Below are 21,307 nucleotides of genomic sequence, written 5' to 3'. Positions count from 1 at the left end.
GTTCGGCCTTTGAAAAACGGCGGCCGCCTTTTACGCGGCCGCCGCTTTTTTGCATCGGATCGGCGTCAGGTCGACCCATGCACGACGCTCAGCATGTCGTGCACGCCGGACGTCATCAGCGCGAGGAACGCGAGCAGGCCGACGTAGCAGAGCGCGTAGGTCGTTTTCGTCTCGATCGACGTCGCGTAATACATGCGGTTCTCCGGCGCGTCGGGATCGTAGCGCCACGCGCGCTTCAACTGCGGCAGCGCGAGGATCGCCATCACGATCAGCAGCGGGCTCGGCCGATACGCGAACAGCGCGATCAGCACCGGCACGCCCGCGAACCAGATGCGCGGCGACAGCACCGCGGTGATCCGCCCGCCGTCGAACGGCGACAGCGGAATCATGTTGAACAGGTTGAGAAAGAACCCCGTGTACGACAGCGCAAGCAGCAGGTTGCTGTCGGTGTGGCGCGCGGCCGCGTAGCAGGCCAGCGCGCCGAGCGTGCCGACGAACGGCCCGGCGAGCCCGACGTACGCTTCCGTTTCCGCGTCGTGCGGCATTTCCTTCAACTGGATCCATGCGCCGACGAACGGGATGAAGGTCGGCAGCCCGACGTCGAGCCCGCGCCGCTGCGCGGCGACGTAGTGGCCGGCTTCGTGCACCAGCAGCAACGCGACGAAGCCGGCCGCGAAACGCCAGCCGTAGAACAGCGCATAGACCGCGATCGACGCGAGCATCGTGCCCGCCGATACGAGCACCTTGCCGAGCTTCAGGCCGCCGAAGATCAGCAACAGCAGCTTCGTCATTCCTTGCGCTCCGTGGCGGCTGTGGCGGATGCGTCGGCGACGGCCGGCACCGCGGCCGCCTTCGGCTTGCGCCCGAAGAAGCGCTTGAGCGCCGCGCCGCCGGCCAGCAGCGCAACCGCGCCGATCTTGAAGAACTTCACCGCGAACGCGCCGATCAGCGCGAGCAGGCCGAGCTTTTTCGCGCCGACGCCAACGATCAGCGCCGCGAGCCCGTACTCGGCGACGTGGTCGGTCGATTGGTTGAAGTCGGCATAGCGCTTGCCATCGTTGAAACGAATGTTCGACAGCAACTCGTCGGCCGACGCCTTGTACTTCGGCAGGTCGGCGAGCGTCGACGCCATCGTCAGCGACAGGTAGCCGTCGCGGCCGAGCACGAGCGTCCGGTAGTTCACGCCGTCGTTCGCGGCATTCGGCGCCGCGCCCTTGTCGCGAATGATCGCCGACCACACGAGCCGGTGCGTGGCCGCGTCGTAGGCGGGCGCCTTCGCCCAGCCGACCACCTCGGTTTCGGGCAGGCCGCGCTCCTTGCGCGCCGGGTTGCTTTCCTCGGTGCCGGCCTGCAGGCTTTTCAGCAGCTCGTCGGGCTTCCAGTCCTTCGCGTCGTCGTCGCGGATGTAGCCGCTCGGCTCGAACGACACGACCGAGATCCAGTCGGCGTCCGGATCGTCGGGCAGCACGAGGCCGACCAGTTTCGATTCGTCGATCGCGTTGCCCATCGAGCGCAGGTAGCGGCCGGCTTCGGCGGCCGGCACGAACGATTCGCCGGCCTTCAGCTTCAGCACGGCTTCGTGTTTGACGTCGATGTCGGTCGGCCCCTTCACGACCGCTTCGTTGGCGGCCGCGGCGGCGGCCCTCATTTCGACCTGCGCAGCTTCGGTCTGCGCGTGGCCGCTGGTCGCGGCGAGTGCGAGCGTCGCCACGCAGGCGAGCCGGACGGCACGTTTTTTCATTGTTGGATTCCCCTGGAATGCCTTGTTGTCGATGTGCGCGGCGACCGGCCCATGCGTTGTGGTCGCGGGTCCGGCACCGCCTCTCAGGTGGCACGGGCGCTATGGTAACGCAGCTTCCAGCGGCTTCCGGCAACGGAATGCGGCTGTGAGACGGCGCCGCGCGTGCCGGCTGGCGGACCCGGCGACGCGCGCCGATCCGGAATGCTTACCTCGCAGGTAATGCCCGGCGTGCGCGGGATTGCCTATCATCCTCCCCATGAACTCGACCGCCGCCCTCCCATCGCCCCCTCCGTCCGCCGGCCGCGCGTCCGGCATCGGCCCGCTGCTGCGCACGTGGCGGCAACGCCGGCGCCTGAGCCAGATGGCGCTCGCGCTCGATGCGGAAGTCTCCGCGCGCCACCTGAGCTTCGTCGAATCGGGCCGCGCGCAGCCGAGCCGCGAGATGGTGCTGCATCTCGCCGAACGCCTCGACGTGCCGCTGCGCGAACGCAATGCGCTGCTCGTCGCGGCCGGCTTCGCGCCGCTGTTTCGCGAACGGCCGTTTTCGGACCCGCAACTGGATGCCGCGCGTCATGCGGTCGAAGCCGTGCTGCGCGGACACGAGCCTTATCCGGCGCTCGCGGTGGACCGCCACTGGACGCTGCTCGCGGCGAACCGGATGCTCGGCGCGCTGGTCGCGCAGGCCGATCCGGCGCTGCTGCAGCCGCCCGTCAACGTGCTGCGGCTGAGCCTGCATCCGGACGGTCTCGCGTCGCAGATCGTCAACTGGCACGAATGGCGCGCGCATATCCTGCATCGGCTGCAACGGCAAATCGACGCGAGCGGCGACCGCACGCTGCATGCGCTGCGCGACGAGCTCTCCGCGTATCCGGCGCCGGCCGGGCAGCCCGACGATTCGCACGCGCGCACCGATTTCGCGGATATCGCCGTGCCGCTGCGGCTACGCACAACGAGCGGCGAGCTGACGTTCTTCAGTACGACGACGGTGTTCGGCACGCCGGTCGACGTGACGCTGTCGGAACTCGCGATCGAGGCGTTCTTTCCGGCGAACCCGGAAACGGTGGAGGCGATGCGGGCGCTGGCGGACGCGTTGCCGGCGTAGTGACACGCCGACAACGCAGCGCGGCGCACGAATCCCGTCTTCAGGTGGACGACCGGCAAGCGAAGGCCGGTGCCGCCTTCGCGTGAGCACATGCAATCAGGCAGCGTCGCCGTCTCCTCTTCCTCGCCAGCGAGCGCGTGATCGTCGGCAACCCGGCTGCCCGGCGCCGGTGATCGCTCACTGCCTCATCACGCCCCTACTCAACGAATGTCTGCCGAAGCATAGCGTTCAGCCGCCGCGGCAAACATGCGCACGACCCGAACCCATCAAAATGCGTCGTCGCGATCCGGACTTCGGATTCGCGAAGTTTTGACACAGCCGTAACGGAAACAAGCAAGTCGCCGTAATCCGCGCCCTGCTCCCGTCGCGTCGAGACCGGCGAACGTTAAATTTCGTTAGTAGACCTTTCATTTTTACAGATCGAAAAACCGATACCTGTCACGAAAGAGACACGAACGAATCGATGCAACCGGGACGGCGAGCGGGGGCCATGCAAGCCACAACACGATTTTTACATCGAGCTCAGGAAAACAAATGAACACGCATCATCAAGGGTTGGGAAATTCCGTACAACGCGCACCGCGCAAATCGAAGGTCGCGCTTGCCGTCACGGTCAGCGCGGCCGTGGCAGCCTTCGCCGCTTCCGCGCCCGCGCGAGCCGACTATGTGCAGAACGGCACGTCGACCGAAACGGCCGCGGGCTGCGTCGGCAACATCGCCATTTCGGGCAGCAGCACGTATCCGGCCGCGGCAACCGGCTGCGACAACATCGCGATCGGCACGGCGGCCGTCGCGAATTCGGGCTCGTCGACCGGCGCCTATAGCGAGACCGTCGCGATCGGCCGCATGGCGGCCGCGACCGGTACGTTCGCGACGGCCGTCGGCGGAAACGCCGTGGCGACCGGCGACCAGGCGACGGCGATCGGAACGGCTTCGAGCGCAGTCGGCGGCCAGGCAACGGCGGTCGGTAACGGCGCGATCGCGACCGGCGGCACGGCGTCCGCCTTCGGCCAGGGTGCATTCGCAGTCGATCAGTCGATAGCCGTCGGGCAAGACGCGAGTGCCACCGCGACGTTCTCGACGGCCGTCGGCAAGGGCAGCATTGCAGCAGGCGGTACGGCTCTCGGCTTCCAGGCCAATGCCGGTGCGGCCGATGCGGTCGCGCTCGGTGTCGACAGCTCGGCATCCGCGACCGGCAGCGTCGCCATTGCCCGTGCGACGGCCTCCGCCGTGAACGCGGTCGCCATCGGCGAGGGGGCGAACGCCGCCGACGCGAACGCCGTCGCGCTGGGCTCGAACGCGACCACGCGCGCCTATACGACCGTCAACAGCGTGGCGCTCAACGGCGTGACCTACAGCGGCTTCGCGGGCACGCCGGTCGGTGTGGTCAGCGTCGGCAGCGCGGGTGCCGAGCGTCAGATCGTCAACGTCGCGGCTGGCGCCATCAGCGCGACCAGCACCGATGCGGTGAACGGCTCGCAGCTCTTCTCGATCGCCAATCAGGTGTCGACGCTGACGGCGGACCTGGCCAATCTCACGACGACCGTCGGCAAGATCTCGTCGAGCGTCCCGGGCGGCACGGTGACGAACCCGACCGACACCGCGATCGGCACGAATACGTCGGTCACCGCGACGAACGGCACCGCGGTCGGCAACGGCTCGAACGTCTCGGGCGACAACGGTACGGCTGTCGGCGTCAACTCCACGGTCACCGCAACGAACGGAACGGCCATTGGCACGAATTCGAAAGTCACGACGGCGAACGGAACGGCGATCGGCACGGGCTCGAACGTGTCCGGCACGGATTCGACCGCGATCGGCACGAACAGCCGGGCCACCGCGAACAATGCTGTGGCGCTGGGCGCGAATTCGGTTGCCGATCGGGACAACACGGTGTCGATCGGCTCGCCCGGGGCCGAGCGCCAGTTGACCAACGTGGCGGACGGCACCGCACCGACGGACGGCGTGAACGTGCGCCAGTTGAACGGTGCGATCAACTCCGTGCGCGAGGAAATGTCGAAGTACCGCAAGGACGCGAATGCGGGCACGGCGAGCGCGATCGCCATGGCGAACCTGCCGCAAGCCGTGCTGCCGGGCGAGAAGGTCGTCGCGCTCGGCGGCGGCACGTACGGCGGTCAAAGCGCGATGGCGGTCGGCTTGTCCGTCGCGACGGCGAAATGGCTCGTCAAGGGCTCGGTCACGACGGCGGTGTCGGGGCACGGCTCGTTCGGCGCGGGGGCGGGCGTCGGCTACCGCTGGTAATCGGCTTGCGACAGCGACGCGTCAGGGCGCGGCTCCTGACGTCGGGCGGCCCGCCATCGGCGCCACGGCGCAGGGGGCGGGCCGCCTTCACGTATAGAGCGACGCCTGCGGCAACGCCGCGGTCAGCGCGAACCGGCCCACGTCGCGCAGCCGGTAGTCGAGCGGATCGTGCAGCGTATGCGTGCGCGCATTCCGCCAGAAGCGGTCGAGGCCGAGCGACGCAGCCGTCGCGCGCGCGCCGCATGCGTCGAACAGCGCCTCGCCGTTGTCGAGCGCCGCGCGCTGCGCGACGATCTTCGCTTCCGATACCGCGAGCGCGACTTCGGCGCGTTCGTCCGCCGTCAGCGCATCCTGCCGCGCCCACGCGTGCTGCAACGCGTGGGCCGCGCGATCGGCCAGCGCCGCCGCCGCAACCGCGCGCACGCGCATGTCGCCGAAGCGCTGCAGCGTGTACGGATCGTCCTCGGCCCGCTCGACGCCCGAGTGAATCCAGGGGCGGCCATGCTGCCGCACGTAGTCGCGCGCCTCGGCCAGCGCGCCTTCCGCGAGGCCGACGAACAGGTTCGTCAGCACGAGCTGCGACACGAGCGTGCGCAGCGTCGCGCGCGGCGTCGGCGCAGTCTCGGAGCGGTGCAGCACGTCGTCCGGCGCGAGCGTCACGCCGTCGAAGCGCACGCTGCCGCTATCGGTCTGACGCTGGCCGACCGGATCCCAGTCTTCGTTGACCGTGATGCCGGCCCGATCGGTCGGCACCACGCCGAACACCGTGCGGCCGATCGCCGGATCGTGCGCGGACACCGTCATCCGTTGCGAGCCGCGCGTGCCGGAACAGAAACCCTTCACGCCGTCGAGCCGGTAGCCGCCGTCGGGCGTCGCCGTGGCGACGAGCCGCGTGTCGAGCGGATTGACCGCGTTGCCCCACCACCAGCGCCCGTCGACCGTGCCGCGCAGGTAGCGCTCGCGCTGCGCGGCGCTGCCCCACACGTCGACGCTCACTACCTGCAGGCACTGGAAGCCGACCAGATGCGCGAGCGCGCTGTCGACCCGCGCGACCTGCCGGATCACGTCGTAGATCGCGGGCCACGCCGCTTCCTGCCCGCCGAACGCACGCGGCACCGCGAGCGTCAGCAGGCCCGCGTCGGCGAGCCACTGCTTCTCCTGCGCCGCATGACCGCCGGCGCGGTCGCGCTCGGCGGCGCTCACGCGCAGCGCATCGATCGCGCGTGCCAGCGCGGCGCGGTCGACGGCCGGTGTATCGGTATCCGGCGCCAGCGTCGCCGGGCCGCGTGGATCGTTCATGCGACAGCTTCCTGTTCAACGGTTTCGCCCGACAGCGGGACGAGGGCGCCAAGCCGGCGGCCGGTCAGCCGCGACAGGATCTCGCGCCGCCAGTCGTCGTAGATCGCACGATAGTCGGCGATATCCGCGCCGAACACCAGTGCGGTATGCGCGTATTCGTCGTGCAGATAGCCGTCGAGCCGCGCCTGGGTTTCCTCGTCGGCCGCGATCACGCGATCGATCAGCGCGTCGCGCTCGGCCACCGGCAGCGCCTGCAGCGTGTCGAACCACCACTGGACGATCTGCACGCGATGCCATTCCTCGTCCGGGCGAATCCGGTTCTCGCCGTGCTCGCGCATCGCGCTGTCGCCGATGCGGCCGGTCTTGCGCTGGATCCACAGCTTCGCGAGGATGTGCAGCTCGTAATGCCATTCGAACGCGAGAAAGCCCGCGACGTCGCGCACCGCGATATCGCCGATGCGCGCCCAGTGCGCGGCGACGAGGCGGTCGACTTCCGGCAGCGGGTCGCGCCCCGTGAGTTCGGTCACGCGCTCACGGCCAATCACCGCGTGCGCGCCGTCGTCGCCCAATTGGCGCGACAAGATCAACTGGAAATGCGGATCGTCGCGGAACAGCGTGTCGATCGCCTTCGCGACGACCTGCACGATGAACAGGTCGTGCGACGCCATCTTCGTGTAGTAGTCCGCGACGGCAGCCAGCTCGTCGCCGTTGCGCGGCTCGCGCGGCGGCGTCGCCACCTTGTCGGGGAAGTCCGGGCGATGGCGTCGCGCCACCTGCAGAAACAGCGCTTCCTCGAATTGTCCGTTCCATTCGCGCGGCGCGCCGATGGGCAAGGTCATGGTTTTTCTCTCAGGATCAGGAATGAAGCGAGCGGACGCTTGTGGCGTCGCTCAGGTTCGCCGGGTCACGCGTCGGACCAGGCGGTCGCCCGTGATTTGCACGGCCGAGACGAGCGCGATCAGGATCACGATCACGGTCGCCATGACGGTGGTGTCGAAACGTTGATAGCCGTAGCGGATCGCGAGATCGCCAAGGCCGCCCGCGCCGACGGCGCCCGCCATCGCGGTCGAGCCGATCAGCGCGACGACGGTGATCGTGAAGCCGCCGAGCATGCCGGGCAGCGCTTCGGGCAGCAGCACGTGCCACACGATGTGGCGGCGCTTCGCGCCCATCGCGAGCGCGGCCTCGATCAGCCCGCGATCGACTTCGCGCAGGCTCACTTCGGCGATCCGCGCGAAGAACGGGATCGCGGCGATCGACAGCGGCACGACGGCCGCCCACACGCCGATCGTCGTGCCGATCAGGATGCGCGTGAACGGCAGCAGCGCGACCAGCAGGATGATGAACGGCGTCGAGCGGAACACGTTGACGAGCGCGCCGAGCACCGCGTTCACGCCGCGCCGCGCGTAGATGCCGCCGGGCGCGGTGGTCACGAGGATCACCGCGAGCGGGATGCCGATCAGCGCGGCGATCGCGGCCGACGCGGCGACCATCGACAGCGTGTCGCGGATCGCGTCGAGCAGTTCGGGCCACCAGAGCTCAAACATAGCCGAGCACCTCCGCATGATTCGCATGACGGCGCGCACGTTCGAGCAGCGCGGCGACCGCGCCGCCGCGCGCGGCCGACGGGCCGGCGTCATCCGCACGCGGTGTCGCGGCGATCACGAGCCGCCCCTGCGCGTGTCCCTGGATGCTTTCGATGCCGCCGTGCAGGAACCGCACGGAGCCGCCGAGCGCCGCCGCGAGCGCGCCGACGTCCGGCTCGCCGCCGCTTTCGCCCGTATAGCGGACGTCGAGCACGATCTGCGCGCCGTCGGGCAGCGCGGCCTGCTCGGGCAGCGGCCGCACGCGCGCGGCCAGTTCGGCCGGCAGGTCGTGCTGCAGCGTGCTCAGCAGCGCGCGCGTCGCGCCATGGCGCGGATCGCCGAACACGCGCCACACCGGGCCCGTTTCGACGACTTCGCCCTGTTCGATCACCGCGACCGTGTCGCATACCGCGCGGATCACCTCCATCTCGTGCGTGATCAGCACGATCGTCAGCCCGAGACGACGGTTGATGTCCGCGAGCAGCGCGAGGATCGATTGCGTGGTTTCCGGATCGAGCGCCGACGTCGCTTCGTCGCACAGCAGCACCTCCGGATCGTGCACGAGCGCCCGCGCGATGCCGACGCGCTGCTTCTGCCCGCCCGACAGGCTCGCCGGGTACGCGTCGCGCTTCGCGGCGAGCCCGACGAGGTCGAGCAGCGCGTCGACCTTGCGCACGCGCTCGGCCTTCGGCACGCCGGCGATCTTCAGCGGCAGCGCGACGTTCTCGAACACCGTCTTCGCGGACAGCAGGTTGAAATGCTGGAACACCATGCCGGTGCGGCGCCGCAACGCGACGAGGCCATCCTCGTCGAGCGCGCCGACGTCGACGCCCTGCACGCGCACGCGGCCCGAGCTCGGCCGTTCGAGGCCGTTCAGGAGGCGCAGCAGCGTCGACTTGCCGGCGCCGCTGCGGCCGATGATGCCGAACACCTCGCCGCGCCGCACGTCGAGCGTCACGTCGCGCAGCGCGGCGGCCTGGCCGCGCGGCGTCGCGAACACCTTGCCGACCTGCTCCAGCGACACGGCCGCGCCGTCGGCCGGCACGGCCGTTTCGTCATGCGCGGTCGCACCGACGCCCGCGCCGGCGCGCACGGCCGATGCCTCGATGAAACCCAGCGTATCGAACAATTGCGTCATCGCTTCGCTCCGTCACGTTCAGGCATGCGCGGGATGCGCGGGTTCGGGTTCGGCTGCGGCCGCCGGCCGGTGCTGCGCGCCGGTGTGCCAGGCGGGCAGGCGCGGGCCGGCGCCGAACAGCTTCTCGCGCAGCGTCGACGCGGGATCGTAGTCTTCCTTGTAGACGCCGCGGTTCTGCAGCTCGGGCACGACCCAGTCGACGAAATCCTCGAACGACTCGGGCATCACGGTGCGCGTCAGGTTGAAGCCGTCGATACCGGTCTCGTCGATCCACGCCTGCAGTTCGTCCGCGACCTGCGACGGCGAACCGACGATCGGCGCATAGCGGCCGCCGAGCGACATCTGTTCGAGCATCCGGCGCACGGTCCACGTGCCGGTCGTGCTCTTGCGCGAGATCGCATCGACGGCCGACTGGATCGAATCGGTCTTCACGTACGAGATCGGCTCGTCGAGGCCGTACTTCGCGAAATCGATGCCGGTCGAGCTCGCGAAATGCGCGAGGCCGGCTTCAGGGCTTGCGTAGCGCCGGTACTCGTCGAACTTCTCGCGGGCGAGCAATTCGGTCTCGGCCGTCACGACGCTCACACCGGCGAAGATCTTGATCGACGCCGGGTCGCGCCCCTGCCGCGCGGCCGCCGCGCGGATGTCGAGCGCCGCCGCGCGCGCCGCGGCCTTGCTCTGCCCGTTCACGAACACGCATTCCGCGTGACGGCCCGCGAACTCGACGCCGCGCGCGGACGAGCCGGCCTGGTACAGCACCGGCGTGCGTTGCAGCGACGGTTCGCTCAGATGGATCGCATCGATCGAATAGAACGGCCCGTCGTGCTTCACGCGCCGCACCTTGCCCGGCTGCGCGAACACGCGCGCCTGTGCGTCGCGGATCACCGCGTCGTCGTCCCAGCTCTGTTCCCACAGCTTGTAGACGACGTCCATGTAGTCGTCGGCGCGCTCGTAGCGGTCGTCGTGGCCGATCTGCTGCGCGAGGCCCATCCCGCGCGCGGCGCTGTCGAGGTAGCCGGTGACGATGTTCCAGCCCACGCGCCCTTTCGTCAGATGATCGAGCGTCGACATGCGGCGCGCGAACAGGTACGGCGGCTCGTAGGTCAGGTTCGCGGTCACGCCGAAGCCGAGATGCCGCGTGACCTGCGCCATCGCGGGCACGAGCAGCAGCGGATCGTTGACGGGCACCTGCACCGATTCGCGCAGCGCGGCGTCAGGGCCGCCGCCGAACACGTCGTACACGCCGACGATGTCCGCGAGAAAGATCCCGTCGAACTTGCCGCGTTCGAGCGTCTTCGCGAGATCGGCCCAGTAGTCGAGATCGGTGTAATGCGCGGAGCGGTCGCGCGGATGCGTCCACAGCCCGTGGTTGATGTGCCCGACGCAGTTCATGTTGAACGCGTTGAGCAGGATCTTCTTGCGGTTCGCCGTCGTCATGCCGCCTCCGTCACCACGCGATCGCGTACAGCGAGCCGAACGCGTTGTCGAGCGCTTTGCGCACCGCCGGCGAGTGCTGGTAGATCGAGATGAACTTGCGGATGCGCGGATCGTTCGCGCTCTCGGGCCGCACGACCCACTGGATCGCGAAGTTCTTGTTCTCGGTGCCGTCGAACAGCAGCGCGCTGTTCGGGTCGGTCGTGCCGGCGAGCTTGATGAAGCTCGGGTAGCCCTGCGCGAGGTCGACGTCGTCGAGCGAACGCGCGAGTTGCGACGCTTCGAGCGGGATGATCTTCAGGTGCTTCGGATTGGCGACGATGTCGTGCGTCGTCGCGCGGTAGTCGGCGCCCGGCTTCAGCGTGATGAGCCCCGCGCGCTGCAGCAGCAACAGCCCGCGCCCGCCGTTGACCGGATCGTTCGCGATCGCGACGCGCGCGCCATCCTTCAGCTCGGCAAAGCTTTTCACCTTCTTCGAATAGAGGCCGATCTTCATGATCGTGCCGGGCGCGATCGAGATGAAGTTGTAGCCGCCCTGCTTCTTCGCGTTCTCGAGAAACGGGATGTGCTGGAAGTAGTTGACGTCGATGTCCTTGTTCGCGAGCGCCGCGTTCGGCGTATTCCAGTCGGTGAATTCGACGATCTTCACGTCGAGGCCCTGCTCCTTCGCCTCCTTCGCGGCGATCTTCAGCGCCTCGATCTGCGGGCTGGTCGAGATGCCGACCTTCAGCGGCGCGGTGTCGGCGCGCGCGCCGTTCAGCAGCACGACGCCGAGCAGCGCGGCCGTCAGCAGGCGGGCCAGGCGGGCCACACGGCCGGCGGAAAAGCGGGCGGAAAACACGGGATGCAGCATGGGAACCACTCTCCTGTCCAAAGACGGTATCGACGGATGAGCGAAGCCGCGGCGAACGCGCGGGCGTTCTCCGGACAGTCGTCGTCACGTCGGAAAAAGATCAGCCGATGATAGAGAGCGGCGGGAAGGCGGTCTACGAAGCGATTGTGCGAAGAAAATCGCGCGCGGCGATATGGCGGGCGGTACGGCGGGCGGCTGGCAGGGCCGGGCGCCCGGGCCGCCGTCAGGCCGAAATCTCGGCCTCGCCGCCGCGGGAATTCCGAAATCTCGGCCAGCCCTTACGGAAAACTCTTTCCGCAGACGAAATAAATCCCTTATGAATCAATGGACTAAAAATATTCCGGCGCTTCGGAATTCTGGCATGGGGGTTGCGTAATAGACGGCACACGATGCCGCGAAGCAATGCAGGCATTCCAAACATCAGGAGACACGTCTTGCAGACCTCTATCCATACCCCGTCCCATCCCGAGCCGATTGCGGCAGCCGGTCCCGCCACGCGCGAACGCTTCTGGCCGGAAGGCTGGTGGAAGCTGATGGAGATTCGCATCGGCATCATTCCGCTACCGGTCTACGTGATCCTGTTCGGGCTGATCGTCGGCTTCGCGGTGACGGGCAAGGTGCCCGGCGAAATCTCGATGGCGATCGCCGTGCTCGCGTTCTTCGGCTTCACCTGCGCGGAACTCGGCAAGCGCCTGCCGCTCTTGCGCAACATCGGCGCGGCCGCGATCTTCGCGACCTTCGTGCCGTCGGCGCTCACGTACTACCACGTGCTGCCGAAGCCGGTGCTGAATCTGACGGTCGAATTCACGAAATCGACCAACTTCCTGTACCTGTTCATCGCGTCGATCATCGTCGGCAGCATCCTGAGCATGGATCGCCGCGTGCTGATCCAGGGCTTCGTGAAGATCTTCATTCCGCTCGCGGCCGGCTCGGTCGCGGCCGCGATCGTCGGCACGGCGGTCGGCACCGCGCTCGGCCTCGGCGCGCGCCACACGCTGCTGTACATCGTCGTGCCGATCATGGCGGGCGGCGTCGGCGAAGGCGCGATTCCGCTGTCGATCGGCTATTCGGAACTGATGCACCTGCCGCAGGGCGAGATGTTCGCGATGGTGCTGCCGCCGGTGATGCTCGGCAGCCTGACCGCGATCATCCTGTCGGGTGCGCTCGACATGCTCGGCAAGCGCCTGCCGCATCTGACCGGCAACGGCCGCCTGCAAGTCGGCGAAAGCGGCGACATGGCGCCGCAAAGCGAAGAGATCCGCGGCCACGTCGACGTCACGCACATCGCGGGCGCCGGCATCACCGCGATCACGCTGTACCTCGTCGGCCTGATGGCGCACAAGCTGTTCGGCCTGCCCGCGCCGGTCGCGATGCTGTTCCTCGCGGTGCTGGTGAAGCTCGCGCGCGCGGTGTCGCCGCCGCTGCAGGAAGGCGCGTTCGTCGTCTACAAGTTCTTCTCGACCGCCGTCACGTATCCGCTGCTGTTCGCGATCGGCGTCGCGATGACGCCGTGGGACAAGCTGACCGCCGCGTTCACGATCGTCAACGTGGTCACGATCGTGTCGACCGTCGCGACGCTGATGGGCACCGGTTTCGTGGTCGGCCGCCTGCTGAAGATGTACCCTATCGACACCGCAATCGTGAACGCCTGCCACAGCGGGCAAGGCGGCACCGGCGACGTCGCGATCCTGACCGCCGCGAACCGGATGCAGTTGATGCCGTTCGCGCAGATCGCCACCCGCATCGGCGGCGCGATCGTCGTCACGGTGACGCTGATCCTGGTCGCGCACTTCGGATAACGCGCGGCCGCGCGCACCGTCGCGCCGGCTGCCTCGCACGCGCCGCCGCCGGCCTTGAGCCGGCGCGCGGCGCGCGTCGTTCCGGGCGGGCGATTGGGACGGCCGGTAGCGGACGGCCGGTGGCGGACGGCCGGTGGCGGCTTCGATGAGGGCGAACGTGCAGAAAAGCTTCAAGGGAATCCCGTGGTGGGGCTGGGCATCGGCCGCGGTGCTGTACGTCGGCGTGGCCGGCGCGGCCGTCGATTTCGCATGGGAACGCGCGATCGACGCGCTCGAGGAAGCCGGCGCGCACCGGCTCGACCTGTACGCGTCGAGCCTGAAAAGCGAGCTCGGCCGCTTCGAGATCCTGCCCGGCCTGGTCGCGCGGCAGGACGGCGTGCGCGCGATGCTGAAAGCCGCGCCGAACGACGCACCCGCGCTCGTGCATGCGGTGAACACCTACCTCGAAGCCGTGAATCGCGACGCGGGCAGCGGCGCGGTCGACGTGATCGATCTGCAAGGCGACGTGATCGCCGCGAGCAACTGGAACGAGACGATCAGCTTCGTCGGCACCAACGTGTCGTACCGGCCGTACTTCAAGGACGCGCTCGCGCGCGGCAGCGGCCGCTTCTTCGGCATCGGCACCAACACCGGCGTGCCGGGCGTCTACTTCGCGAGCGCGGTGCGCAGCGACGGCGCGCCGATCGGCGTGGCCGCCGTGAAGATCAGCGTCGACCCGCTCGAATCGGCGTGGCGTGCGCCGGGCGTCGCCGCGCTGGTCGTCGACAGCAACGGCGTGGTCGTGATCTCGACCGAGCCCGCGTGGAAATTCGCCGCGCTGCGCCCGATCACCGCGCAGCAGCAGCGCGACATCCAGGCGTCGCGCCAGTACGCGGGCCGCACCGTCGACGCGCTGCCCTATCGCCGCATCGGCGACCGCAGCTCGGCCGCGTGGTTCGGCACCTTCCCCGATCCGCGCCACGCCGGCCGCACCACGCGCTATCTCGTGATGTCGCGCCCCGCGCCGCAGGGCGGCGATTCGTTGATGGTGCTGCTCGACATCGCGGGCGCGCGGCGCCAGCAGCAGACGGCTTTCGTGTTCGTCACCGGCGCGTTCCTGATCGTCGCGCTGCTGGTCGGCTATGCGATCCAGCGCCGCCGGGCGATCCTCGCGCGGCTGAGCGCGCAGGACGCGCTGCGTCGCGCGAACGACCGGCTCGAACTGACCGTCGCGCAGCGCACGGCCGCGCTGACGGCCGCGAACGAGCGGATGCAGCGCGAGATCGACGAACGCGAGCGCACCGAGCAGCGGCTACGCGATTCGCAGCAGGAAGTCGTGCACGCGGGCAAGCTCGCGGTGCTCGGGCAGATGGCCGCCGGCCTCACGCACGAGCTGAACCAGCCGCTCGTCGCGATCCGCACGCTGTGCGACAACGCGCGCACATTCTTCGAACGCGGCCAGCCGGCGCCGGCGCTCGCGAATCTCGAACGGGTCGGCAAGCTGGTCGACGGCATGGCCGTGCTCACCGGCGAACTGAAGACCTTCGCGCGCAAGCCCGACGTCGAGCGCGTCGCGGTGTCGCTGAACGAGGCCGTCGCGCATGCGCGGCTCATCTACGATGCGCGGATTCGCGACGAAGGCGTGCGGCTCGACGTGAACATCGCGCCCGGCACGACGGTCTCGGCCGAATCGAGCCAGTTGCAGCAGGTGATCGTGAACCTGCTCGGCAACGCGCTCGACGCGGTGCACGACGCGCCGGTGCGCCGCATCGTCATCGACGCGGCCGGCCCGGACGAGGATGGCCGCGTGCGCTTCACGGTGGCCGACAGCGGCGCCGGCATCGCGCCCGACGTGCTGCCGCACCTGTTCGAGCCATTCGTCACGACCAAACCGCGCGGCCAGGGCCTCGGGCTGGGCCTCGCGATCACGTCGCGCATCGTCGAGGCGTTCGGCGCGAAGATCGCCGCGACGAACCGCGACGAAGGCGGCGCGCAGTTCACCATCGAATTCGCGGCGGCGACGCCGCAACAAAGGACAGAGCATGGAAGATGAGATTCGCGTGCTGGTCGTCGAGGACGACGAGAACGTCCGGATCGGCGTCGAGCAGGCCGTCGCGCTCGCCGGGTTCCCGGTCGACGCGTTCGCGTCGGCCGCCGACGCGCTCGCGCACGTCGCGCCCGGCGCGCCGGTGGTGATCGTGTCGGACGTGCGAATGCCGGGCATCGACGGGCTGCAGCTGCTCGACCGCGTGATGGCCATCGATGCCCAGATTCCGGTCGTGCTGATCAGCGGCCATGCGGACATCTCGACGGCCGTCGGCGCGATGCAGGTCGGCGCGTACGACTTCATCGAGAAACCGTTTTCGTCGGACGTGATCGCCGGCCGCGTCGCGCGCGCAATCGAGAAGCGCCGGCTGACGCTCGAGGTCCAAGGCTTGCGCGCCGCGTTGAACAACTGGCAGGGCATCGAGGCGTTCGTGCTCGGCAAGTCGCCCGCGATGGCCGACGTGCGCAAGAAGATCCTGCGCCTCGCCGATACGTCGGTGTCGGTGCTGATCACCGGCGAGACGGGCACCGGCAAGGAGCTGATCGCGCGCAGCCTGCACGACTTCGGCGGCCGGCGCGACGCGCACTTCGTCGCGCTGAATTGCGGCGGCCTGCCCGAGCAGGTGTTCGAGAGCGAGCTGTTCGGCCACGAGGCCGGCGCGTTTACCGGCGCGATCAAGAAGCGCATCGGCAAGATCGAATGGGCCGATGGCGGCACGCTGTTCCTCGACGAGATCGAGACGATGCCGATCGCGCTGCAGATCAAGATGCTGCGCGTGCTGCAGGAGCGCGTGGTCGAGCGGCTCGGCGCGAACGACCTGATTCCGGTCGACTGCCGCGTGGTGGCCGCGTCGAAGGCCGATCTCGCCGAACTCGCGGCCGACGGGCGTTTCCGTGCGGACTTGCTGTATCGCCTCAACGTCGCGCAGATCGAGCTGCCGCCGCTGCGCGAACGGCGCGAGGACGTGCCGCTGCTGTTCGAGCATTTCGTGCTCGCGGCCGCGCGGCGCTTCGGGCAGCCGGCGCCGGTCGTCACCGCCGCGCAGGTGTCCGAACTGATGACGCACGCGTGGCCCGGCAACGTGCGCGAGCTGCAGAACGTGGCCGACCGCTTCGTGCTCGGGCTGACCGGCGACAGCCTGCTGTCGTCCGGCGGCACGCCGACGGCCGGCAGCACGCTCGCGGAGCAGCTCGCGTATTTCGAGCGGATGCTGATCGAGGACATGCTGCGGCGTCACAACGGCAACGTCGCGGACGCGAGCGAGGCGCTCGGCATGCCGAAGAAAACACTCTATCACAAGCTGCGCAACCTGCGGATTCCCGCGCGCGGCGACGCGGCGGCCGACGGCGGCGAATGACGCGCACGAGGACACGCACAACAGCATGGATCGCATCGACATCACCGAGCACGGCCGCATCGCCGGCCACCTGATCCGCGGCGTCACGCGCGCGCAGAAAACCTTCCGCCCGAGCGACTGGCCCGAGCGGCTCGCGGGCGTCATCACGCTGTTCGTCGGCGAACGGCGGCCCGGCTATCCGTGCGCGCTGTCGCGGCTCGCGATGCCGGTCGTCGATGGAGGCGTCAAATGCCTGTTCGTGTCCGACGAATTGCGCGCCGTGTGTGCGGATGCGTTCGAGTTCGCGATGCAGTTCGCGGCCGATAATGATTTGCCGGTCGAGCTTCAGCGCGTGCCGGCGTTGACGGTGCGCTGACGCGCCACCCTCCCTTTCTCAATGCAAAGGCGCGTGCGCGCAGGCCGCCGCACGCCCCTTTCGGTGCAGCAATCAATCGTCAGATGATTGAAGGTTTCGATGCATGACCACGCTGCGACAGGGGTTTCCGGCGCAGTCATCAATAAAATTGATCGTGACGATGAAAATTATGCGTTTTCCTTGCAGGTCGCCGTGATGCATAGTTGCGTCGTGTTGACGCACCCTTGAGTCTTTCAGTCATGAACATGCGAATCGAGCCGTCCGTGCTCGCGAACCCCGACCTGCAATTTGCGACGCTTTCGTCAGGCATCAGCCTGCCGTATGTCGAGCGGGGCGGCGGTGCGCCGATGGTGTTCGTGCACGGCTCGCTGTGCGACTACCGCTACTGGGATCCGCAACTCGCGGCGCTGTCGGCCCATTACCGCTGCATCGCGCCGAGCCTGAGCCACTACTGGCCGGCCGTCGAAGCGGGCATCCAGGACGAGTTCAGCTGGCAGAACCACGTCGACGAACTCGCCGAATTCATCGACGCGCTCGATCTCGGCCCCGTGCATCTGGTCGGCCATTCGCGCGGCGGCAGCGTCGCGTTCAACGTTGCGCGCCAGCATCCGCACCTCGTCGAATCGCTGACGCTCGCCGATCCGGGCGGCCCGCTCCAGCAGCCGGGCGTGCGCGAAGCCGCGATGCCGGCCACCGCGATCGCACTGCGCACGAAGGCCGTGAACCTGATCGATCAAGGCGAAGTCGAAGCCGGCCTCGAGATGTTCGTCGATTCCGTGAGCCTGCCCGGCGCGTGGAAGAAAAGCACGTCGCGCTTCCGCACGATGGCGATCGACAATGCGAGCACGCTGCCGAAGCAGCTGCGTGACCCGCTGCCCGCGTATTCGCAGCACACGGCCGGCGATATCGCATGCCGCACGCTGCTGATCGACGGCCAGCGCAGCCCGAAGATGTTCCGCCACAACGTCGACACGTTGTCGCAGTGGATCGGCCATGCGCAACGGCAGACGGTAGCCGGCGCATCGCACGGGATGAATGCGGCGAGCCCCGCGGTGTTCAACCGTTACGTGCACGAGTTCGTCGCCGCGTAACGCGAGCGGGCGGCATACGCGCCGCCCCGTCTTCCTCCCTCTTGCAGAAGCGAAACGGCGTGGGCAGTCCGCATCGTTTCGCATCCGTCTGCATCACGCAGCCGACGCTGCCTTGCGCGTCACCGCATCCGGCAACCCGAACACGCTGTCGAACGCCCAGTTGTACGTGAACGTGAAGATCGGGAAGAACACGATCAGCACCGCGTCGTACAGGAACGCCTGCCATAACGACACGTCGAGCCACCACGCGATCAACGGAATCAGGAACGTCACGAGCGCGACCTGAAACCCGATCGCATGCACGACACGTCGCCCGACAGTGCGCGTCGTTTCGGTGCGCCGCCGCTCCCACGCCTCGAACCCGACGTTGTAGAAAAAATTGACGATGACGCCCGTCGTCGAGATCATCACGCCGAGCAGGCCGCTCGCCGTCGCGCTCGCGCCACTCAGCATGCCGAGCACCGACGACGCGACGAGGATGCCGAGCACCTCGAACATCACGACGTAGACTATGCGCCTCTTCCATCCTTGCATGACCTGCCACCTTCATATCGAACAAGGTGGCGAGACTACAGCGGGCACTGCGTCCGCAAAAGTCAGGTCCTTTCAATTTTTCTGACAGGAGGCGGCGGACCATGCTGACCAGCGATCACATCGACATGCTGCTGGCCGTCATCGACAAAGGCTCGTTCTCGGCGGCCGCGCGTGCGCTCGGCCGCACGCCGTCGGCGGTCAGCATGGCGATCGCGAACCTCGAGGCCGAACTCGACCTCGTGCTGTTCGATCGCGGCTCGCGCGAGCCGACGCCGACCGCCGCGATGGCCGCGCTGCTGCCCGACGCGCGCGCGATCGCCGAACGGCTGCATGCGCTGCGTGCGCATGCGCAGCACTTGTCGGACGGTGTCGAGGACACGCTTCGGCTCGGGCTCGCGGCCGAAATCGACGGCGCGCCGATTGCGCGCGCGCTGACCGCCGTCGCCGCGAAATATCCGGCGCTCGCGGTCAGCGTCGTCATCGCGCCGCAGGATGCGATCGTCGATGCGCTGCATCGCGGCGCCGTCGATCTTTGCGTCGCGTACGGCGGGCTCGATCTTCATCCGCAGGAACAGATTCACGCGCTGTGGACCGAGACGCTGATCGCGGTCGCCGCGCCCGATCATCCGGCGATTGCCGAAGCCGCGCATCCGGAGGCGATCGAGCGACTGTCGGGGTTCCGGCAGATCGTGATCGCCGATCCCGGGCGACCGCTCACCGACGTGCGCCCGGTGATCGGCAACCGCACGTGGAAGGTGACCGACATGGCGACCGCGATCGCGCTCGTGAAGGCCGGGCATGGCTGGGCGAATTTTCCCGAATCGCTGATCGGCCGGCATGTCGCCGCCGGCGAGCTCGCACCGCTCGTGTTCGCGAACATCCGCAACGGGCTGCCGCTGCCCGTGTATCTGCGCCGGCCGAAGCACTCGAGGCTCGGCAAGGCGGCCGGCGAACTGGTGCGGGCGCTGCGGGCTGAAGGCCACCTAGCTTGATCGGGCGTGCGGCGGGACACGGCCGCACGCTCCACCCGCCGGTGCCGGGCGAGTTTGACCGTTAGTTGCGATATCAGCTCGACGCACCATGAAAAAACCCCGGTCACGCAGGCCTGAGCCTGCATGCCGGGGTTCTTCGATTCGCGGCCGACGGCCGGGCAACGAATTGCCCGAATCGCCCGCCGCTCACGCTCAGCGCGCAGCCACCTCCGCCTTGCCGGTCGCCGCGTCGCCAACCGCAGCCGGCGCCGGCCCCCACCCGCCGCCCAGCGCCCGGATCAGGTTGACCGTCGATACGGCCTGCGCGCCGGTCAGCTGGTTCGCCTGCAATTGCGACTGCAGCACCGACCGCTCGCTGTCGATCACGTCGAGATAGGCCACTTCGCCTTCCTGATACTGCGTACGCGACAACGTCGCCGCCCGACGCGACGCGTTGACGGCCGCATCCTGCGCGCGGATCTGATCATCGAGCAGACGCAGGTCCGCAAGATTGTCCTCGACCTCGCGGAACGCGACGAGCACCTGCTGCCGGTAGTTCGCGACCTGCTCGTCGTACTGCGCGCGCGCCTGCTGCACACCGGCAGCCCGCCGTCCGCCGTCGAACAGCGGCAACGTCAGCGCGGTGCCGGCGAACGGCCCGAGCAGGAACGTGCGGCTCGACCACAGGAACAGGTTGCCGAGCGTCGATGCTTCATACCCGAACGCCCCGGTGATATCGAGCTTCGGGAAGTACGCCGACTTCGCGAGCCCGATCCGCGCGTTCGCGGCCGCCATCGCGCGCTCGGCCGCCGACACGTCCGGACGCCGTTCGAGCAGCGCGGACGGCAGGCCCGGCGGAATCTTCACCGCGACCGGCACGATCGGCGTTTCCTTGAACGCGAAATCCGCCGGCGCCTTGCCGAGCAGAATGGCCAGCGCATGCTCAGACGCGGCACGCCGACGCGCGACGCCGACCGCATCGGCCTGCGCACTCGCCAACTCGTTCTTCGCGCGCGACACGTCGAGCTCGCTGATGTCGCCTTCGTTGAAGCGACGCTGCACGAGCTTCAGCGCCTGCTCGCGCAACTCCACCGTGCGGCGGTACAGATCCTGATCGGAATCGAGCTGGCGCAGTTCGAAGTAGTTCTGCGCGACGTCGGCCTGCAGCGCGAGCTGCACCGAGCGGAACAGTGCTTCGCTCTGCGCCTGGTCGGCGCGCGACGCCTCGACGTTGCGGCCGACGCGGCCGAACAGGTCGGCTTCGTACGACACCGTGCCCTGCGCGCGCCACAGCGTCGCGTTGGTCGGGCCGGTGCCCTGCGGCTGGAACTGCGACGCCGACGACAGCCCTTCGCGCGTCGGCCCGAACCCGGCGCCGATCTGCGGGAACCATTGCGAGCGCGCGGAACGGGTCGCCGCACGCGCTTCCTCGACCCGCGCGGCCGCGGCCTTCAGGTTCTGGTTCGCGGCGAGCGCCTGCGTCTCGAGCGAATCGAGCACCGGGTCGCCGAACACCTTCCACCATTCGCCGCGATGTTCGTTGTCCGACGGCTCGGCCGTCTTCCACGTGCCGGCCTGCTCGCCCGCGGCGAGGGTCGGCGCTTCCTTGAACGCGGCCGGCGCCGCCGCGTCCGGACGCTTGTAGTCGGGGCCCACCGCGCACGCGGCGAGCAGCGTCGCGAGCAGGGTGCTCGCGGCCGCCACCTTCGCGAAGCGCATCAGGCCGTTCGTGTTGTGCAAGTTATTCATTTTCTGGTCC

General features: G+C 68.6%; 18 protein-coding genes. 8 read left to right on the top strand and 10 right to left on the bottom strand.

Features of this window, described 5'->3' with window-relative positions; genetic code table 11:
• Positions 1 to 65 precede the first annotated feature (65 nt).
• Together KR541_RS21710 and KR541_RS21705 are read right to left on the bottom strand one after the other, a co-directional pair.
• Complete coding sequence (locus tag KR541_RS21710; protein ID WP_050017315.1) at positions 66 to 791, bottom strand: site-2 protease family protein; 726 nt, start codon at positions 789 to 791, stop codon at positions 66 to 68.
• Positions 788 to 1,741 carry a DUF2167 domain-containing protein gene (locus KR541_RS21705; RefSeq protein WP_089489803.1) on the bottom strand — a complete coding sequence of 318 codons (954 nt, stop codon included), beginning with the start codon at positions 1,739 to 1,741 and terminating at the stop codon, positions 788 to 790. The genes KR541_RS21710 and KR541_RS21705 overlap by 4 nt, the downstream gene beginning before the upstream one ends.
• A gap of 256 nt (positions 1,742 to 1,997) precedes the next feature.
• Between KR541_RS21705 and KR541_RS21700 the strand changes: the two genes are divergently transcribed.
• Both KR541_RS21700 and KR541_RS21695 read left to right on the top strand, forming a co-directional pair.
• Positions 1,998 to 2,843: a helix-turn-helix domain-containing protein gene (locus tag KR541_RS21700; protein ID WP_050017317.1), complete on the top strand. Its 846-nt coding sequence runs from the start codon at positions 1,998 to 2,000 to the stop codon at positions 2,841 to 2,843.
• Positions 2,844 to 3,377: 534 nt separating this feature from the next.
• Positions 3,378 to 5,105 (top strand): YadA family autotransporter adhesin, encoded by a 1,728-nt coding sequence (locus tag KR541_RS21695; RefSeq protein WP_089489804.1) that lies wholly within the window; start codon positions 3,378 to 3,380, stop codon positions 5,103 to 5,105.
• A gap of 87 nt (positions 5,106 to 5,192) precedes the next feature.
• Here KR541_RS21695 and KR541_RS21690 read toward each other — a convergent pair whose 3' ends face one another.
• From KR541_RS21690 to KR541_RS21665, 6 genes are read right to left on the bottom strand one after another with little or no spacing between them, the layout of a single operon-like run.
• A complete protein-coding gene (locus KR541_RS21690) occupies positions 5,193 to 6,404 on the bottom strand; it encodes an acyl-CoA dehydrogenase family protein (protein WP_185731879.1) in 1,212 nt (403 codons plus the stop codon).
• Positions 6,401 to 7,243, bottom strand: coding sequence for a hypothetical protein (locus KR541_RS21685; protein ID WP_050017320.1), 843 nt, complete (start codon positions 7,241 to 7,243; stop codon positions 6,401 to 6,403). The genes KR541_RS21690 and KR541_RS21685 overlap by 4 nt, the downstream gene beginning before the upstream one ends.
• 51 nt (positions 7,244 to 7,294) lie before the next feature.
• Positions 7,295 to 7,951: a methionine ABC transporter permease gene (locus tag KR541_RS21680; protein ID WP_050017321.1), complete on the bottom strand. Its 657-nt coding sequence runs from the start codon at positions 7,949 to 7,951 to the stop codon at positions 7,295 to 7,297.
• Positions 7,944 to 9,128 (bottom strand): methionine ABC transporter ATP-binding protein, encoded by a 1,185-nt coding sequence (locus KR541_RS21675; RefSeq protein WP_050017322.1) that lies wholly within the window; start codon positions 9,126 to 9,128, stop codon positions 7,944 to 7,946. The genes KR541_RS21680 and KR541_RS21675 overlap by 8 nt, the downstream gene beginning before the upstream one ends.
• Positions 9,129 to 9,146: 18 nt before the next feature.
• Positions 9,147 to 10,565 (bottom strand): LLM class flavin-dependent oxidoreductase, encoded by a 1,419-nt coding sequence (locus tag KR541_RS21670; protein ID WP_050017323.1) that lies wholly within the window; start codon positions 10,563 to 10,565, stop codon positions 9,147 to 9,149.
• A gap of 10 nt (positions 10,566 to 10,575) precedes the next feature.
• Positions 10,576 to 11,415, bottom strand: a complete 840-nt coding sequence (locus KR541_RS21665) for a MetQ/NlpA family ABC transporter substrate-binding protein (RefSeq protein WP_050017324.1) — start codon at positions 11,413 to 11,415, stop codon at positions 10,576 to 10,578.
• 434 nt (positions 11,416 to 11,849) lie between these two features.
• Here KR541_RS21665 and KR541_RS21660 point away from each other — a divergent pair, with 434 nt between their 5' ends.
• From KR541_RS21660 to KR541_RS21640, 5 genes are all read left to right on the top strand, one after another.
• Positions 11,850 to 13,214 (top strand): 2-hydroxycarboxylate transporter family protein, encoded by a 1,365-nt coding sequence (locus tag KR541_RS21660; RefSeq protein WP_050017325.1) that lies wholly within the window; start codon positions 11,850 to 11,852, stop codon positions 13,212 to 13,214.
• A 145-nt stretch (positions 13,215 to 13,359) separates the two neighbouring features.
• Positions 13,360 to 15,246, top strand: a complete 1,887-nt coding sequence (locus KR541_RS21655; RefSeq protein WP_050017326.1) for a sensor histidine kinase — start codon at positions 13,360 to 13,362, stop codon at positions 15,244 to 15,246.
• On the top strand, positions 15,236 to 16,597 hold the full coding sequence (locus KR541_RS21650) for a sigma-54-dependent transcriptional regulator (protein WP_050017327.1): 1,362 nt from the start codon (positions 15,236 to 15,238) through the stop codon (positions 16,595 to 16,597). The genes KR541_RS21655 and KR541_RS21650 overlap by 11 nt, the downstream gene beginning before the upstream one ends.
• Before the next feature lie 25 nt (positions 16,598 to 16,622).
• Positions 16,623 to 16,952: a DUF3579 domain-containing protein gene (locus tag KR541_RS21645; protein ID WP_050017328.1), complete on the top strand. Its 330-nt coding sequence runs from the start codon at positions 16,623 to 16,625 to the stop codon at positions 16,950 to 16,952.
• A 239-nt stretch (positions 16,953 to 17,191) separates the two neighbouring features.
• Positions 17,192 to 18,043, top strand: a complete 852-nt coding sequence (locus tag KR541_RS21640; protein WP_050017329.1) for an alpha/beta fold hydrolase — start codon at positions 17,192 to 17,194, stop codon at positions 18,041 to 18,043.
• A gap of 93 nt (positions 18,044 to 18,136) precedes the next feature.
• On the opposite strand, the gene KR541_RS21635 is transcribed toward KR541_RS21640, so the two are convergent.
• Positions 18,137 to 18,577, bottom strand: a complete 441-nt coding sequence (locus KR541_RS21635; RefSeq protein ID WP_050017330.1) for a PACE efflux transporter — start codon at positions 18,575 to 18,577, stop codon at positions 18,137 to 18,139.
• Positions 18,578 to 18,678: 101 nt separating this feature from the next.
• Here KR541_RS21635 and KR541_RS21630 point away from each other — a divergent pair, with 101 nt between their 5' ends.
• Positions 18,679 to 19,569 (top strand): LysR family transcriptional regulator, encoded by an 891-nt coding sequence (locus KR541_RS21630; protein WP_050017331.1) that lies wholly within the window; start codon positions 18,679 to 18,681, stop codon positions 19,567 to 19,569.
• A 192-nt stretch (positions 19,570 to 19,761) separates the two neighbouring features.
• Here KR541_RS21630 and opcM read toward each other — a convergent pair whose 3' ends face one another.
• Complete coding sequence (opcM, locus tag KR541_RS21625) at positions 19,762 to 21,297, bottom strand: multidrug efflux transporter outer membrane subunit OpcM (RefSeq protein ID WP_050017346.1); 1,536 nt, start codon at positions 21,295 to 21,297, stop codon at positions 19,762 to 19,764.
• Positions 21,298 to 21,307: the final 10 nt, after the last annotated feature.

It is taken from the genome of Burkholderia sola, from assembly GCF_905400185.1.
Taxonomy (GTDB): Bacteria; Pseudomonadota; Gammaproteobacteria; order Burkholderiales; family Burkholderiaceae; genus Burkholderia; species Burkholderia sola.
The sequence above is the reverse complement of the archived record's forward strand: the minus strand, read 5'-3'. Positions and strand labels throughout refer to the sequence as shown.

What these genes read in the sequence shown, in the direction of transcription:
- KR541_RS21710 (WP_050017315.1), bottom strand. Translation starts at nt 791, where the DNA reads ATGACGAAGCTGCTGTTGCTGATCTTCGGCGGCCTGAAGCTCGGCAAG.
- KR541_RS21705 (WP_089489803.1), bottom strand. Translation starts at nt 1,741, where the DNA reads ATGAAAAAACGTGCCGTCCGGCTCGCCTGCGTGGCGACGCTCGCACTC.
- KR541_RS21700 (WP_050017317.1), top strand. Translation starts at nt 1,998, where the DNA reads ATGAACTCGACCGCCGCCCTCCCATCGCCCCCTCCGTCCGCCGGCCGC.
- KR541_RS21695 (WP_089489804.1), top strand. Translation starts at nt 3,378, where the DNA reads ATGAACACGCATCATCAAGGGTTGGGAAATTCCGTACAACGCGCACCG.
- KR541_RS21690 (WP_185731879.1), bottom strand. Translation starts at nt 6,404, where the DNA reads ATGAACGATCCACGCGGCCCGGCGACGCTGGCGCCGGATACCGATACA.
- KR541_RS21685 (WP_050017320.1), bottom strand. Translation starts at nt 7,243, where the DNA reads ATGACCTTGCCCATCGGCGCGCCGCGCGAATGGAACGGACAATTCGAG.
- KR541_RS21680 (WP_050017321.1), bottom strand. Translation starts at nt 7,951, where the DNA reads ATGTTTGAGCTCTGGTGGCCCGAACTGCTCGACGCGATCCGCGACACG.
- KR541_RS21675 (WP_050017322.1), bottom strand. Translation starts at nt 9,128, where the DNA reads ATGACGCAATTGTTCGATACGCTGGGTTTCATCGAGGCATCGGCCGTG.
- KR541_RS21670 (WP_050017323.1), bottom strand. Translation starts at nt 10,565, where the DNA reads ATGACGACGGCGAACCGCAAGAAGATCCTGCTCAACGCGTTCAACATG.
- KR541_RS21665 (WP_050017324.1), bottom strand. Translation starts at nt 11,415, where the DNA reads ATGCTGCATCCCGTGTTTTCCGCCCGCTTTTCCGCCGGCCGTGTGGCC.
- KR541_RS21655 (WP_050017326.1), top strand. Translation starts at nt 13,360, where the DNA reads ATGAGGGCGAACGTGCAGAAAAGCTTCAAGGGAATCCCGTGGTGGGGC.
- KR541_RS21650 (WP_050017327.1), top strand. Translation starts at nt 15,236, where the DNA reads ATGGAAGATGAGATTCGCGTGCTGGTCGTCGAGGACGACGAGAACGTC.
- KR541_RS21645 (WP_050017328.1), top strand. Translation starts at nt 16,623, where the DNA reads ATGGATCGCATCGACATCACCGAGCACGGCCGCATCGCCGGCCACCTG.
- KR541_RS21640 (WP_050017329.1), top strand. Translation starts at nt 17,192, where the DNA reads ATGAACATGCGAATCGAGCCGTCCGTGCTCGCGAACCCCGACCTGCAA.
- KR541_RS21635 (WP_050017330.1), bottom strand. Translation starts at nt 18,577, where the DNA reads ATGCAAGGATGGAAGAGGCGCATAGTCTACGTCGTGATGTTCGAGGTG.
- KR541_RS21630 (WP_050017331.1), top strand. Translation starts at nt 18,679, where the DNA reads ATGCTGACCAGCGATCACATCGACATGCTGCTGGCCGTCATCGACAAA.
- opcM (WP_050017346.1), bottom strand. Translation starts at nt 21,297, where the DNA reads ATGAATAACTTGCACAACACGAACGGCCTGATGCGCTTCGCGAAGGTG.